Origin of the sequence: Alistipes sp. CAG:268, from assembly GCA_000434235.1 — a bacterium.
Classification (GTDB): domain Bacteria; phylum Bacteroidota; class Bacteroidia; order Bacteroidales; family Rikenellaceae; genus Alistipes; species Alistipes avistercoris.
Map to the genome: position 1 here is coordinate 58,141 of FR891993.1, position 16,732 is coordinate 74,872.

General features: G+C 57.3%; 7 protein-coding genes. 1 reads left to right on the forward strand and 6 read right to left on the reverse strand.

Annotation, left to right across the window (positions count from 1 at the left end; all coding sequences use genetic code 11):
* Positions 1–3: 3 nt before the first annotated feature.
* The 5 genes from QZL63_RS04790 to QZL63_RS04810 form a co-directional block, all read right to left on the reverse strand.
* Positions 4–1,851 (reverse strand): glycoside hydrolase family 35 protein, encoded by a 1,848-nt coding sequence (locus tag QZL63_RS04790; protein ID WP_022308188.1) that lies wholly within the window; start codon positions 1,849–1,851, stop codon positions 4–6.
* 9 nt (positions 1,852–1,860) lie between these two features.
* Positions 1,861–3,993: a hypothetical protein gene (locus QZL63_RS04795; protein WP_022308189.1), complete on the reverse strand. Its 2,133-nt coding sequence runs from the start codon at positions 3,991–3,993 to the stop codon at positions 1,861–1,863.
* Between the two features lie 69 nt (positions 3,994–4,062).
* The gene (locus tag QZL63_RS04800; protein WP_022308190.1) at positions 4,063–5,832 is read right to left on the reverse strand and encodes a hypothetical protein; all 1,770 of its coding nucleotides are present in this window, start codon (positions 5,830–5,832) and stop codon (positions 4,063–4,065) included.
* A 23-nt stretch (positions 5,833–5,855) separates the two neighbouring features.
* Entirely contained in the window at positions 5,856–7,805 is a 1,950-nt protein-coding gene (locus QZL63_RS04805; RefSeq protein ID WP_022308191.1) for a RagB/SusD family nutrient uptake outer membrane protein, read from the reverse strand.
* Positions 7,806–7,817: 12 nt separating this feature from the next.
* Complete coding sequence (locus QZL63_RS04810) at positions 7,818–10,925, reverse strand: SusC/RagA family TonB-linked outer membrane protein (RefSeq protein WP_022308192.1); 3,108 nt, start codon at positions 10,923–10,925, stop codon at positions 7,818–7,820.
* A 291-nt stretch (positions 10,926–11,216) separates the two neighbouring features.
* Here QZL63_RS04810 and QZL63_RS04815 point away from each other — a divergent pair, with 291 nt between their 5' ends.
* The gene (locus tag QZL63_RS04815) at positions 11,217–15,212 is read left to right on the forward strand and encodes a hybrid sensor histidine kinase/response regulator transcription factor (protein WP_022308193.1); all 3,996 of its coding nucleotides are present in this window, start codon (positions 11,217–11,219) and stop codon (positions 15,210–15,212) included.
* A 79-nt stretch (positions 15,213–15,291) separates the two neighbouring features.
* On the opposite strand, the gene QZL63_RS04820 is transcribed toward QZL63_RS04815, so the two are convergent.
* Positions 15,292–16,695: a Gfo/Idh/MocA family protein gene (locus tag QZL63_RS04820; RefSeq protein WP_022308194.1), complete on the reverse strand. Its 1,404-nt coding sequence runs from the start codon at positions 16,693–16,695 to the stop codon at positions 15,292–15,294.
* Positions 16,696–16,732 lie beyond the last annotated feature (37 nt).

Below are 16,732 nucleotides of genomic sequence, written 5' to 3' on the forward strand. Positions count from 1 at the left end.
CCGTTATTCCCTGCAATCGTCCAGAATCGGATTTTCAAGGCCCTGCAATGCGGGGTTCGACGGAGTGAGGAGGTCGAGAACCACCACTTCGTTTCGTCCCGGCACGATCCACGGGGCGGGGAGGTACATCGTCTGCGTCGGACCGATGTTCCAGAACCGGCCCAGACAATGGCCGTTTACCCAGACCACACCCTTGCCCCAGTTCTGCATGTCGAGGAAGGTGTCCTTCGCCTCGTCCGCCTCGAACCATCCCCGATAATAGGCCGGCTGATCGGGCAGAACGGTCATCGGGGAGAATTCGAGACCTGCGGGAGCCTGATCGTTCTGCAACGGGGCGGTATGGATCCGCCACTTCTCGAGCGGCGTACGCTTCGTCCCGTTCTGGAGCACAACCGGCCCGACCAGTCCCTTCCGGTCACCCAGATAGACATCCGAATTGACCCGGCCCATCGCCTCCACGATAACCGAAAGTTCGGCCTCCCCGTGCATCCGGCCTGCCGGCAACTCACAGACCGTCTCGTTTTTCCGGCGATCCAGCGTCCGGATCACCTTCCCGTCGAGCAACACGACGGCAAAATCATGAACGCCTTCGAAAACGATGCTGCCGGAGGCGTCCCGAGGCAGGGTCGTCGAATAGACGACATAGCCGAACCCCTGTCCGTAATGTTCCATGTTGCGGGGCGTATCGTCGAGAACGGGGCGGGAAAGGTTTTCCAGCACGGGAGCCGTCTCTTCGAGCGTGAACTCGGCCACGGCCATCGTCTGCGGACGCTCCGGAACAGCCGGGAACGTCTCTTCAGGCAGCCGTTGCTGGAGGAACGTGCGTATTGCCTCGTATTTCGGAGTCGCCCAACCGGCCTCACTGATCGGAGCATCGTAGTCATAGCTCGAAGTCTGCGGATCGTAATGCCCGCCGACATTGAAATTAGCCCCGCTCCAGAGGCCGAACGACGTGCCGCCATGAACCATATAGAAGTTGTACGACACCCGATGGTTCTCGAAATAGTCCAACTGCCGGATCACGGCGTCGGTCGCCACCCGGCCATGTCTTTCACCCCAATGGTCCAGCCATCCGGGATAGAACTCCGCAACAAACAGCGGACCCTGCGGCATGACGCTCCGGAGCGAATCCAGCGCAACGCGGGGATCCTCGTGCGTCCCGAAATTCGCGGCACAGAAGAGATCCTCGCGCCGATCGACCAGGCGGGCGAAATAGTCGCACTGGAACATCGGCACGTCGAAGCCCGACTCGACAAGATAGTCGCGGATGATTCCCAGATAGGTCGTATCCGTTCCCCAGTGGCCATACTCGTTCTCGACCTGGACCATCAGGATGGGGCCTCCCTGCGTAATCTGCAGGGGAGCCAGGGTCTCACCCACCTTGTTCAGGTACTTCCGGGTACGCTCCAGGAAATAGGGATCCTGCGAGCGCAGACCGATCCCCTCTTTCCGAAGCAGCCACCAGGGAAGTCCGCCCATATCCCACTCCGCACAGACATACGGTCCCGGACGCAGGATGACCCAAAGGCCCTCTTCCTGCGCCAAACGGCAGAACTCCGCCATATCATCGAAATTCCGCTGATCGAACCGGTCCTGCTCCGGTTCCGCCTTGTTCCAGAAGAGGTAGGTACATACCGTATTGAGGCCCATTGCCCGGAGCATCTGAAGACGATGACGCCAGTAAGCCTTGGGGATTCGGTCGAAATGAATCTCCCCGCTGCGGAGAACCACGGAATCCCCGTCGAGCAGGAACGTATCGCCCTGGATGGAAAAGGTCCGGGCGCCGCTCCCGCATCCAATCAACTGCACACACGCCAAAAGGGCGAACAGCAAATAATGCACTATTCTCATTTCCGATCTTTATTCGTTTTTGTAATAAGTAGTCCAACGGGTTGCCAGAATCTTCCGGCTGTTTTTGCCGCAGTCGGGGATCGACCGGAGGTATTCGAATTGCTGATCGCCCCCGAAATCGCACGTATAGATCCGAACCGAATTGTCCTTCATCAGGAAGGCCAGATCGTCGATATAGTCACCCGTACAGTCGTTGCCCTTCATGTCGAGCACCTGGTCGGGATCCAGATCGACCGTCTTCGACACGAGCGTCGGCTGCAGGGTCCCCTGGAAGATTCCCCGAAGCTCGATCGTTCCGTCTCCCTTGCGCAACGCAACGGCCAGATTGTCGATCTCTCGGGTATTGTCCACGTAGAGCACGTATTTCGTCCTTAGGCCGGTCACGAAGAGGAAATCGTCGGCCGGAACCGTTCCGAGCATGTCGTTCAGACGGGCCGTAAGCACAGGTTCGACCTCATAGCTGAAGTTCTCATAACCGACCGTGGACGAAGAGGCGACCTTCTCATAGACCGTAAAACGGACCGTGGCACCGTCGGAACGGGCCGTGACGATCTCGTCCGGATCGGCCTGGCCGACCCCTTTCTTCTGCAGGTTCATCGCAGCGATTCCGACCATCTCTCCGTCGGCGGTCTCCCCGGCCACGTTGTTGCAGTTTACATACTGATTGCCCATGTGGTCGTAGAACTCGACCTCCAGACCGTTTGCCGTCCTCTTGACCAGCATGCGTTCATCGATGGCATGGAACTCCAGACGGATGCGCGAGGCATCCACGATGTCGCCCCCGTAGATCCAGGAGAAGGAGAAATCGTCCTCCCGCTGTATCCACCGGGTATAATCCGACGAATAGAGGCTGTTATCGACCACCTTGTCCCCGATCGAGGTGATGGTCATCCGGTCGTATTTCTTCGGTTTGCCGCTCCAGCGGTTGCCCAGCAACGTCCCCCGGTCGAGCACGTAATAATCGGCCGGATCCATCGAGGGGTATGCGGACGCATTCGAGGTATAGTTCAGCATCAGGTCCTCGAAAACCTTGTAGGCGATCGTCGGGCCGTACTGCTTCCGCTTCAGGTTGTTGGGAATGGAGGTCGTCGGAGCCGGCTCGAACAGCGTGGCGGGCGGTTCGATCTGGACAAGGCACCCGCCGCGACGGAAGGTCTCCAGGGCAAACGAAGCCAGCAACTCGGGAGCCATGTCCATCGGGCCCCATCCGATCCAGCGGACACTGCCGTCCTCCCACAAGGGGAGCGACTGCGCCTCGACCTCCTGCCACCACCAGGCCTGATCGCTCGTGCCCCACAGGTTTCCGTTCCGGTAATTGGCCATGTTGCGGGAGAAGGTCAGCGCCTGGATCTCCGCACCCCAACCGTTGTTGTTGAAATTGATGGTCAGGTCGCTGCCGAGGATGTCGCAGACCTCGTTCAGATGATCGAGCCAGAAACCGTGGCCCGCAGCGTCGGTATAACAGAGATCCCACGACTGGTCGCCCCACACCAGACGACGTTCGTGGTCCTTGAGCATCTGTGCAATCTCGGGCAGCAGCGAAAACTCGATGGCAAAGCCGTGTCCGTCGTTGCGGCGGTCGTGCGTACCGATCAGCTCATGGAACCGCACGCCCTTCACGTTGGGGTACTTCGCAAAGATATCCTCGAAACAGTCCAGGTCCATATTGAGGCCCTTGATCGTTTCGGGCTCTCCGTAACGCCTTTTCGGCAGGGGCAGATTGCCCAACTCACCGTTCTGGGCCGTATAGTTATCGGAAGCGTAGATATCGAGGTAGACATCGATATCCTTCTGTGCAAAATAGCGGAACTCGCTCAACAGGTTCGGATGGACGCGGTTCACACCGACCGACGGGTCGCCCTGTCCGTGGCCCTCCTCCTTGTAATAGGAGATCGGGTTGGTCAATACCGAAACCTTGTATTTCGTGCGCAGCCGATCGACCGTCGCGCAGATCTTCTCGACAAAGGCTTTTACCTGTGCATCGCTCCAGTCCACCCCCACGCCGTCGATCTGCAGCAGCAGTTCCTGCTCGGTCTCATCGGGAGAGGGGGTCGGCGGCGGGGTCAGCGGGTTGGATGCAATCTTGGAAGAGCAGGAGATGGCCAGGATCAGGACCATCAGAAAATTCAAAATCCATTTCATAATCACAAACGGTTTTCAACAGGTCACTTCCTGCCGGGATCGATCCCGGCAGGAAGTGACTGCATCGGTTTACATATCGGGGGTCGGGGTTTCAGGATATTTGTATTGGGTAAGGGGAGCCCAGCCCACCTGCATCAGGTAGGTGTCCACCACACAACGCATCTTCGTGCCGTCCGGAAGGTTGCCCTTCTCCTCGAACTTGCTGTTGGTGTTCCAGTCCGGAGCCCGGTCCAGATAGCTCGCATAGGCGTTGTTGGCATAGAACCAGTTCGTAAAGGGCAGCAGCGAGTAAAGTACTCCGTTGTCACCGCTCTGGGCCGTGAGACCGAAGAACCCGCGGTTCCACCCCGTACCTTCGATCTTCACATCGATGTAGTAGCGGTTCTTCACACCCGGGAAATCCTCGAAGCGGACAAAGGTCCATGCAGCCTTCAGCCACTGGCTGCCGTTGTAGTAGAGCTGGTTGTTCATCTGGGCCCACACCTCGCCCGTATCGATCGTCTCCGAAGGCACGTTGCGATCCGGCTCGACGCTGTACTCCAGCGTAAGCGGATTGAACCGGATGTCGTAATATCCCGTCTGGGATATGGTGATGGGCTCGGACGATGCGGACGAAACGGTAGTCCCGTCCTGCTTGCCCCAGTCGATGAAGGCGTTCACGGTCCTGAAATGGTCCGAATCTTCGGTATAGTCTCCGGTCCAGAGCAGGAAGCCGTCACCGGCCGCCTCCACATAGGTCTTGAACGTGAATTCATTCGAAGAGGGAGTCTGGACCATCGGCATGGAGTACTCCTTGTTCGACTTCGAAACGGTAGCGTTTCCATAGATGTAAACACCCTTGATCACACTGGCCGTACCGGTCCAGACGGACTGTTCGCCGATATCGTTCAGGGCCGTCACGGTAATGACCAGATCATCGGCGTGGGGAGCCGCCGTCTGGGGAATCTCCAGGGCATCCTCAAAGAGGTAGATCTGCTCGTTTGCCTCGACCGTCTTCCGGGCCGTGCAACCCTCCTCGCTGGTCTCGACCGTAATGGAGGTAATCGTATGCTCGCTGTTGGTCGAGACCTCGAAACGGAACGGCATGGTACCGCCCGCCACACCGGCGATACGCTCCATCTTATTGACGATGGCCGGCTTGCTGCCCACCTCGACCGTCACGGGGATCACAGAGGTCTCCTGATTGCCCTGAGCATCGGTAGCCGTGAGCAGGAACTCGTATTCGCCCTCGTCCGGGATGTTCACGCTTGTCTTGACCCGGACCTGCGTCCGGTCGGTTCCCGGCGTGAAGGTCTCGGAGAAACCGATGGCCTCGCATGCCAGCACGACATCGCGCATCTTCTTGTTGTCGATGGCCGAAGCCTCGAACTGAATCACCTCGACCGGAGCGAAGACATTGTCCGGAGCCACGGGCTTCAGGATCTCGATAACCGGGGCCGTCTGGTCGGTCTCCACGGTTATAGCAGCGGTAAAATCAGTCTGGTTACCGGCATAGTCGAGGAAGGAGACCTTCAGCTGGTTGTCCAACGCAGCGTCGTCGGGGACCTGGAACGTATAGCTCAGATCGTAGAACTTGGGGGATCCGTAGATCTCGATCGTCTCCTGCGTCTCCGTTCCCGACTCGGTCCATTTGCCGAGCGTGACGTAAATGGTCTTGAGTCCATATCGCGAGGTTACATGGGCCTTGAAGTAGCCCTCCGAACCGCTCGGGCAGACCAGTTCGGTATCCGACGACGTGCAGTTCAGCGCCGGACCCGTCTCGGTATCCTCATCATGGCACGAAACCAGGGCCATCATCAGAACCGAAACGATCAGTTTCCAGAAATTTCTGTTGTTCATAATGCTAAAGGGTTATGATGAGATTATCTCCAATAGGGGTTCTGTACCAGATTCGCATTCTTGTTGATCTCTTCCTGCGGAATGGGATAGAGATAGAACTGCTTCTTGAAAACCCGGTCCACGAACTTCGTCCGTTTGTAGAAATCGGCCTCCGTCAAGGCGGAAGGATCCATTCCGTAGAACGGGCCGTTGTCCTCGGTCTCGGCAACCAGATAGCGCCGCGTATCGAAATAGCGCAGGCCTTCCCATGCGAACTCGATGTTCCGCTCGCGCATGATCGCCTTGTGGATCTCGGCCTGCGAACTCCGCTCGGGGAAGACCTCCTCGTAATTGGGCAGTCCGGCCCGGTTGCGGACCTTGTTCAGGTAACGCAGGATGTCGGGATTGCCCGGATCATACTGGTTCAACGCCTCCGCATAGTTCAGATAGACCTCCGCCCAACGGTAGAGGATGGGACGCTTCTGTTTGTGGGTCGGTTTGGTATCCTCCGCATCGATGAATTTGTAGGGCGTATATCCGGTTTTGGGGTAGAACGAGGTGCGACCTCCGGAGGTAGGCACATCCGAGCGGGACGAGAAATCGACCGGATCAACCTCACCCTTCTCGTTCGTCACCAGCTGGGACTCCCATTTCCGTCCGTTGAAGAAGACACTCGCATAGAACCGTGCCTCCCGGTTCTGGTACATGTTGTAAACACGGTCGATCTTGTAGACGTCCTGCTGCTGCTCGCTCGGGGCGGAAACAACGCGGTTCACCGTGATCTTCTCGGGATCCGTCGTAAAGCCCTCCTCAACGTAATACGGGTTGTCGGCCGTGGCCTCGGTTCCGTTGTCCATGTAGTAGGTATCGACCAGTTTCTGGGTCACACCCAATACGGCACCGCCGTTGCTGCCGGTCAGACGGGCCATGTACTGCAGGGGCGTGGCGACCTGCAGGTACTCGGAGAAGTCGTCGTAGATGGCCGGCGACCGGGAAAACAGCGCCTCCTTGTTGAAGGGGTCGTTGAAGACCTGCCGGTAGTAGGCATAGGCATCCTCGAAACTGTTGGGAGACCCTTCGGCCGTTGCCCCGACCAGATCGTAGCGTCCGCCCTGCGTATCGATCAGCAGTTTGGCCGCGTCAGCTGCCCGTTTCCACTTCTCGGGATCGTAGCTCTGCGGGAACAGCTTCTTCCCGTCCTTGTTGGCCAGATTGGCAAACTCCTTCAGGCCGGAATAGTTGTCCGGAGAGTTGAACAGCGGGCTGGCAGCATAAAGCAGCAGACGGGCACGCACGGCCAACGCGGAAGCCTGGGTCGGAGCCGCACCCCAGGCATCCTCATAAGAGGTGGGGAGTTGGTTGGCAAGGGTCAGCAGCTCTTCATCGAGCCAGTTCACCACCTCGTCCACACTGTTGCGGCTCACGAGGAAAGACTCCTCCGAAGCACCCGGATCAACGGCCGACTTCACGATCGGAATCGGTCCGAACTGTTCGAACAGCAGCACATGGTAGTATGCGATCAGGAAGCGGGCCTGCAACTTGAGTTTATCGACCTTCTCCTGCGTATTGATATCCGTCTGCTGGGGCACGACATGTACGTTGTCGAGGAAGACATACAGGTGGCGGATCACCCGGTAGAGCGGGATCCACTTCTCGCCAAAGCCCGAACCGGAAACACTCCAGTCTCCACGCGTTATCCGGTAGGCCTTGTAGCAGTCCCGGTTGTCGTTGATGTCGGCCTCGTCGGAGATCAGTTCATACGGGGAGGAGAACTCCCACCAGTCCGGCGCATAATCGACCGAGCTGGTCAGGGTCATCATCAGCGGGCTCGGAATCAGGGAGTAGCCGTGGGCCAGCCAGCTCAGCGTCGTGGAGCCGTTGCCGAAGACATAGTCCAGGTCCTGGACATTGGTCGGTTTGTCGAAAAAGCTGTCGCACGAAGAGGTTCCCATCAACAGGCCGAGCAGCGCGACACAATACTTTATGCATTTCATAACTGTAATCGTTTAAAAGTTCAATTCCACACCGAACGAATAGCTCTTCATCACCGGGTATTTCATACCGCTGTTCGTTCCCAGCTCCACGTCCCACAAATCGAAATCACTGAACGTAAGTAGGTTGTTCCCGATAAAGTAGACGCGCAGATGCTCGATTCCGGCCTTGATCGACCACTTCCGCGGCAGCGTATACCCCACAACGACATCCTTCACGCGCAGGTAGGACATGTTGCGCTGCCACCAGGTCGAGTTAAGGTAGTTCTGGTCGTTATATCCGCCGCGCACACGGGGCGAGAAGACGTCCTGACGCGGATTCTCCTCGGTCCAGAAACTGTTGGCCAGCTTTTTATAGATATTCGCATCCGAAACGGTCGGGATGACGTTCTTGTCCACCGGACCGTCGTCGTCGTTGTTGATGATACGGGTCACGTGCGCCGCACCCTGCAGACGGATACCGAAATCGAAGGCCTTGTAGGCCACGTTGATACCCAAACCATAGACGATCTCGGGCGTATCGCTGTAACCGATTGCCGTGAAGTCGTCCTTCGTGATGAAGCCGTCGCCATTGACGTCCCGGTACTTGATGTCGCCGGGAGCCACCTCGATTCCGAGTTCGGGGACGGGCAAATGCTGGAGCAGATTGCCCTCGGCGTCGAAATCCTCCTTCGTATACAGCCCCTCGGCAACCAGGCCGAACTGCTGTCCGTAGGGATGGCCGATCCGATCGAGGTTCGGATAGCGAGGTTCGGGATCTCCGTTATAGACAATCTCGTTGCGTGCATAGGTGAAGTTGCCCATGGCCGAGATCCGCCAATCGCCCTTCATGTAGTTGTAGACCAGGCTCATATCGACACCATGATTCTTCATCTTGCCCATATTGGTCCACGGATCGACGCTGAAACCGGCACTGTACGGGAGCCGGCGGTTCTGACACAGGATGTTTTTGCGGTAGTTGTTGAAGTAATCGACCGTAAGATCGAACCCGAACATGGAAAGTTCCACTCCGATGTCCCGCTTCAACTCGGTTTCCCAGGTCAGGTTGCTTCCGAACTTGCCCTCCATCAGGCCGCTATAGGGCCGCGACGTGGGGTATTTGCCGAAATCATATCCATTGCTGCCCACAATCTCGGCCAGATAGGCATAACGGGTGCTGCTTCCGAGCTGATCGTTACCCACGGTACCGAACGAACCACGGATCTTGAATTTGGGAATCACCTGCTTGATGCCCTCCCAGAAAGGCTCTTCGGAGACATACCAGCCCAATGCAACGGCCGGGAAGATACCGATACGGTGTCCCGGAGCAAAGTTCTCCGATCCGTTCACACCCAGGTTTCCCTCGATGAAGTAGCGGTTGTCGTAATTGTAGGTCACACGCGAGGCCAGGCCCTGGCTCTGGTAGGGCAGCAGAGCGAACTCGCCGCTTCCGTTGGCGATGTTCCGGATACGCTGGTTGTAGAGGACCAGCGCCCCGACGTTGTGCTTGCCGAAGGAGCGGTCATAATTCACGGAGGCCTCCAGATAGGTCGTGTAGGCCATCGCGCTGCTCTTGCTCAGGTTCAGGAACGGCGAGTCGCCCGGATAGTAGTTTCCGATCAGATTGCCCTCCTCGTCGCGGCCCGTCGCATAAAACTTGTCGGGGCTGAACACGCCCACCAGGGAGCTTGTATTGTCCACGTCGTAGGCGAACAGAACCCGGGCGCTCAAACCTTCGGTAATGAAATCCAGCTTCTGGTTCAGCGTTCCCGTAGCCGTCGTCACGCTGTTGCCGTCCTCCTTGTAGCCGAGCTGCGTCAGCCAGTTGTACGGGTTCTCGCCGATAACGGGGGTCGAAAGCTGCCCGTCGGAGTAACGCACGGGGAACTCGTTCGGTTTGGTCGTGATTGCCAGCCGCCAGATGTCATCGACGCTCGTACGCGGTCCGTTCACGGTCGTCAGCTGCGATCCCACATTGAAGTTGAATACGGTCGTCTTCGTCAGGTCGATGTCGAAGTTGCCGCGGAAATTGACCCGGTTGAGCCGGATGTTCGAGTTCCACGGACGGCTGTTGTCCGTCGTATAGATACCGTCCTCGGTGTGGTACGAGGTGGAGACGAAATAGCGGATCTTCGGCGAACCGCCTGAAATATTGACATTGACGTGCGCGTGCTTGGTCGTGGACTTGACCAGCGCGTCCATCCAGTCCACATCGGGATAGAGGTCCGGATCGGTCCGGTTGCGCGTATTCGTAATGCGGTAGTCGGGATAGGGTTCGGGACCCGCATTGCCACCCAGCACATGGGCCATGTTCATCAGTTCCATGTATTCCACGGCACCCACGAATTCGGGCATGATCGTCGGAGCCTTCACCGCATACTCGGCACTCACATCGACCTTCAGCTCGCCGATGGATCCCTTTTTCGTCGTGATGGCGATGACGCCGTTGGCTCCCCGGACACCGTAGACGGCCGTAGCACTGGCATCCTTGAGAATCGAGAACGACTCGATCTCCTTGGGGTCGATCGAGTTGAAATCACGCTCGACGCCATCGACCAGAATCAGCGGCGACGTATTGCCCTTGAAGGTGGCCATGCCGCGGATCCAGAAATCGGCCCGGTCGTTACCGACCTCGCCCGACCGCTGCACGGCGATGATTCCCGGGATGTTTCCCGCCAGCGTCTGACTCAGGGCCGATTTGGAGGAGACCGAAAGAGCGGTCGCCTGAACCGAGGCGATGGCTCCGATCACGCTCTCCTTTTTCTGCGTACCGAATCCGACGACCACGACATCGTCGATATTCGTGGCATCGGGCAACAGCTGGATATTATAGATTTTGTTACGTTCGATCGGAACCGTCTGCGTCTGGTAACCGATAAAACTGAACTGCAGTTTGCCGGAGGCGGGAACCTCGAGGCTGAAACTGCCCTTCGCATCCGAAGATGTCCCGAGGGTGGTCCCCTCGACGGTGATCGTGGCCCCGATCACCGGCTGCAGGTTCTCATCCATGATGTTGCCCGAGACCCGTGTCTTGTCCTGGGCGTTCACGGTCCCTGAGAACAGGAAACTCAGCAGACACACCAACAGCATCCTGGGTGACCAGAAGACACTGTCTCTTCTTTTCTTGTAGCATTCCTCACTCATAGATCAGTAATTTTAGGGTTATACATTGAGAATGGTAATGTTCACATAAGATCAATCGCGTTTTTTTCTTTAACAAAGAAACCCAATTATACCAATTTTGAGATTAAAAATTGTATCAATCAGTTTCATTTTTAAATCACGCAATCTTCTCCAAAACAGGGAATCATATATATATCAAACACTTGAGCACACAAAACACATTCAACGGTGTTTCGGGGCATCCTCGGTCATGGTTGCACATATCGTTTTTTTTCCTACTTTCGATTACCGTTTATGAAACACGAAACAGCCATGTCGCGCAGAATCATCCTCCTCCTTTCGGCCGTTTTTCTGGAATTCGCCTTCACCCGAAGCGCACCGATGGTCATCGATGTAATCAATTCGGAAAAGGGTTTGCTGAGCAACACGATCCTCTCCATTACGGAGGATTCGTTCGGCCGCATGTGGATCGGAACCGCCAACGGCATCTCCTGCTACAACGGCGACATGCCGATGAACATCTCCGTCAATACCGCTCCCCGGCGCATTTCGAACAAATACGCCCAAAGCCTGCTGCCCATGGAGAACGGCGACGTATGGATCGGGACCCCCGACCGGCTGAACATCTACTCCTACCAGGGCGATTCCGTTTTCATTGCCAACCGTCAGGAGATCGGAATCTCCGATATCACCGCCCTGCTGATGAGCCGGGACAAGAGAACGATCTGGATAGGCAGCACGGACCAGGGGGTCGGGGCATACGACCTCCCCAAAGGCAAATTCCGAAAACTGCAGTTCCCGGACAGCACGAACCTGCCGAAACACATCATCACCCTGTGCGAGGATCCGAACGATTATCTGTGGATCGGGACACGGTACGACGGAATATACATCTATGACCTGAAGAACGGCAAACTCTCCGGTTTCCCCATGCAGCATGCAACGGTCAATGCCCTGTGCACCGGACGGAGCGGCACCATGTGGATCGGGACACACGACGGGCTGTTCGGCGGAACGGTAAACGGCCCCATGGTGCGCATCAGCCACCCCATGGTGGACCACATCAAGATCATGGCGATCGTCGAAGACCGCAACGGCACGATCTGGGTCGGAGGAGACAACGGCCTGGTCGCCTTCTCCCCCGAGTCGGTGACACCCGACAACCGGATCACGGACCTGCGCTCCGTTTCCGAAGGCCCCGGAATCGGCAAACTGACATACCGATACGTCTCGGCGCTGTATTACGACAGGAAGCAGACCCTCTGGGTAGGAACCTTCGGCGGCGGCATAAACATACTCGACATCTCGGAGTTCTCCCCCTCGGTCATCACCCCGATCGAGGACATGCAGGACGGAAACTCCTCGAACAAAACGCTCGCCATCTGCAGGGGGAATGACGACGACCTCTGGTTCGGGATGGACGGACACGGAGTCGTCCGCTACGATCTGAAGACAGGCCAAAAACAGGTATTCTCCGGGTCGGACATCCACGACTCGGTGATCGTTTCCCTGTGCAGAGACGAGAACGGATACATCTGGGCCGGCGGATATTACAACGGTCTGGCCTATCTTGCCCCCGGCTCCGACCGTTTCGTGGCGATCCGCAACACGCCGCACAACGAGACGATCCGGGCCATTGCCACGGACGGAGGAAAGATCTACTACAACAATGATTCGGATCTGTTCTGCTACGACTTCCTCAGCAAAAGGACGACCCGCCCGCTTGCCGGGCGGCTGAACAAGAAGCTGGACATCCGCACGATCGTCATCGACCGCGAAACCATATGGCTGGGCACCTACCACAACGGAATCATCGGGTACGACAGGGAGACGGGGCGGATCACCGAAATCCCGGTCCACAAGGATTTCGGGAATGCCGTGGTATGGGACATGGTCCTCTTCGACCGGCAACTGTGGTGCGCCACCGATCTCGGGCTTTTCCGAACCGACCTGACAGGCGATCCCCTGCGGGGCGAGTTCATCGCCTCACCCGATCCCGGCTCCAAAAGTTTCGTGGCCGTAGCATCGGACGACAACGGCAAACTGTGGCTCTCCGGGACCAGCAAGATATACTGCTACGACATAACGGCCCAAAAATATACCCAGGTCACAACCCCAAAGATGCTCTCGGTGACCGACTATTCGGATGCCGCCATCCTGATCGACCGGACCGAGACATACGTCGGCGGATTCAAGGGCGTCGCCATCGTCAGAGACCGGCGGGAGTCGCCCGACACCATCCAGGCAAGGGAACTGTTCCTGGCCAACCTGAACATCAACAACCATCCGGTCTACCCGGGCGCCAGGCGATCTCCGCTCAAGAAAAACCTCAATGCGCAGGAGCGGATCGTACTCAGTCACAAGCAGAACAACATCTCGCTCGATTTCATCATACCCTATTTCGGATACGAGATCGCCAGCTACAGGTACCGGATAAAGGAGCGCAGCAACGAATGGTCCGAGCTGGGGGCATCGCACACCCTCTCGATCAACAACATGCCTTACGGCAAATACACGCTCGAGATCGAAGGCTCCATCGCCGATTCGCCGAAAGTATTCTCCCGAACCCTCCAGCTCGTCTTCCGACCGCCGTTCTATCTCTCGACCGGAGCGAAATCGCTCTACCTGCTTCTCGTCGTACTTGCCGTCTTCGTTGCCGTACGGATCACCAAGACACGCATCGAATTGAAACATACGCTGGAGATGGAGCAGGCCAACCGGAAAAAGGATGAAGAACTCAACGAGGCAAAAATCAGCTTCTTCACCACCATATCCCACGAACTGCGAACCCCGCTGACCCTGTTGCTGGCTCCGATCGACCAACTCAAGGCATACGAAACCAACTCTTCGAAACTGAAAAACTACCAGCTCATCGAAAGGAATGCCAAAACCCTCCTCTCGCTGGTCAATCAGATCCTCGATTTCCGGAAAAACGAAAAGGGGGAGATCCGCCTGCAGGTGGCCCGCACCGACATCCGCACGCTGATTGCGGACATCATACTTCCGTTCGACCAGCTGGCCGGTTACAGAAACATTGCATTCCAGGCCTCGTTCCCCCCATCGGGGACATCGGTCTGTATCGATGCCGACATATTGACGAAAATCATCAACAACCTGCTATCCAACGCCTTCAAGTTTACGGAGCCGGGAGGCAAAATAACGCTGACGGCAGACATCACCTCCAACGAACTGGTGCTCTCGGTCGCCGACACGGGCATCGGCATGGCCAAGGAACAGCAGGAAAAGGTGTTCGACATATTCTATCAGGGAGACAACGCACAGACAAAATACGGAAGCGGACTCGGATTGTATCTGGTAAAATCGCTCGTAAAGATTCACCACGGGGATATCTCCGTAGAGAGCACACCCGGCATCGGGACAACGTTCCGGTGTACGCTGCCCTGCAGAGAGGATTTTTTCATCGACTCGGAATTCGCTCCGACGGAAGTCGGATCGGAGAAAGAGGTGATCCGGGAACCGGATACGCAGCCGGAAGAGAAGATGGAATCGGGCGACAAGGGCAAGGAGGAGACGATCCTGATCGTGGAGGACAACGAGGACATCGTCGAGTTCCTGACCGACAGCCTCGGGGTAAAGTACAACATACATGCCGTCTCCAACGGAGCCCAGGCTCTGGAAAAACTGAACGAAATTCCTGAAACCTCACTGGTCATCACGGATGTGATGATGCCCATCATGGACGGAATCACCCTGTGCCGCGAGATCAAAACCAACTTCGACACAAGCCATATCCCGGTCATCATCCTTTCGGCCAAATCCGAGATGGAGGACATGATGAACGGACTGCGCTGCGGAGCCGACGCCTACATATCCAAACCGTTTTCGCTGACCCACCTGAAGATTCAGATCGAGAAGCTGATCGAGATCCGGAAAACGCTCAAGGAGAAATACCGAAAATCGCTAAACTTCAGTTTCAACAACGAACATGAGGATGTATTGTCTGCCGAGAACAGATTCCTGAACGACATCACGCAGATCATCCTGCAGAACCTGTCGGACGTAAACCTCAACGTAGACTACATCAGCAGCGCCATATCGATGAGCCGGGCCAGTCTCTACCGCAAACTGAAATCGATCACCGGACTCTCCGTGAACGACTTCATCCGCAACATCCGGCTGAGCCGGGCCGAATACGAACTGCGGGAGACCCCCAAGACCATCTCCGAGATCGCCTACGACAACGGATTCAGCACGCCCTCCTATTTCAGCACCTGCTTCACCATTCAATACGGCTGTTCCCCCAAGGCATACCGTCAGAACAATGAGGCGAAGAAGGGGCAACCGTGACGGAGCAGGCAACAGCCCCTGAAAAAAGCGTCGGGCCCCGACCGGGGTCCGACGCTGATGCAAAAAAAAGGGAAGAGGGCTATTCGCCGACCATGGCGTGGCGGTAGCCGTCGGTCTTGTTCCAGTCGCCGCGCGTAAAGTCCGGAACGGCGACAGGTGCACTGTTGTGTTCGAGCGACATGGCCGTGAGCGACCCGATGCACGACCACTCGGCCGCATCGTAAACGTCCTGGTCGAGCGGCAGTCCGTTGCGCAGGCAGTAGATCAGACGGTAGTCCATGATGAAGTCCATACCGCCGTGGCCGCCCACCTCGCGGGCCTTCTCCTCGATATCCTTCACGATCGGGTCCTTGTAGCGCTCCATCAGCGCAGCCTTGACCTCATCCGGCACGAAACCGTGAGCCGAGAGGTTCTCGTGATCGGGCACGTCATTGGCCAGCTGCTCCGGGCGGAAGGCATAGCCCTCGACCGGATACTTGTTGGCAAAGCCCTCGGTTCCCGTCAGCTGGTACATGCGGCTGTAGGGACGCGGCGTGTAGACGTTGTGCTGCAGGTGGATCGTACGGCCCTTCTCGGTCTTGATAAGCGTCAGCGTATGGTCGCCGTTGGCAAACTCCGTAGCTCCCATCTTCTCCTGTGCGGTCTTCAGACCGTTCACCGACTTGGTGTCCATCGCAACCAGATAGTTCATCTTGTCGCCGCGGTGGATGTCGAGCAGCTGGCAGGCGGGACCCAGGCCGTGCGTGGCATAGACGTCACCGCGGTGTTTCTGGTCGAAATCGAGGCGCCAGTTGCCCTGATAGTAGTCCCAGAACTCATCGAGATTGTGGATGTAGGCACCCTCGACGTGGAGGATCTCGCCGAAAAGCCCGTGCTGCGCCATATTGAGCGTCGTCAGCTCGAAGAAATCGTAGACACAGTTCTCGAGCATCATGCAGTGTCGCTGCGTCTTCTCGGCGGTGTTCACCAGCTGCCAGCACTCGTCGAGCGACTGCGCGGCGGGAACCTCGACGGCGACGTGCTTGCCGTGCTCCATGGCATAGACCGCCATCGGGACATGCTTGAGCCACGGCGTGGCGATGTAGACCAGGTCGATGTCCTCACGCTCGCAGAGCTGCTTCCAGCCCTCCTCGCCGCTGTAGGCCTCGGCACGCGGCAGGCCGCGCTCCTCGAGGATCTTCTGCGAAGCCTCGACCCGCTCGGGATAGAGGTCGCACAGCGCCTTGATCTCCACGCCGTCGAGGTACGTGAAACGGCTGACGGCACCCGGGCCGCGCATACCCAGCCCGATGAAACCGACGCGGACGGTCTCCATGGGCTCGGTCCGCAGGCCGAGGACCGACTGCTGCCCCGGCTCGCGCTCCGGAGTATCGAAGACGATCACGCCATCGACGATCGTCCAACCCTTGTCCGTATCCCCGCCGCAGCAGGACGAAAACAGCATGCCCGCCAGGGCACACATCAGAATGCAAAATTTCTTCATAGGAAAGCGGTTAATGTTATTTATCACAAATATACGG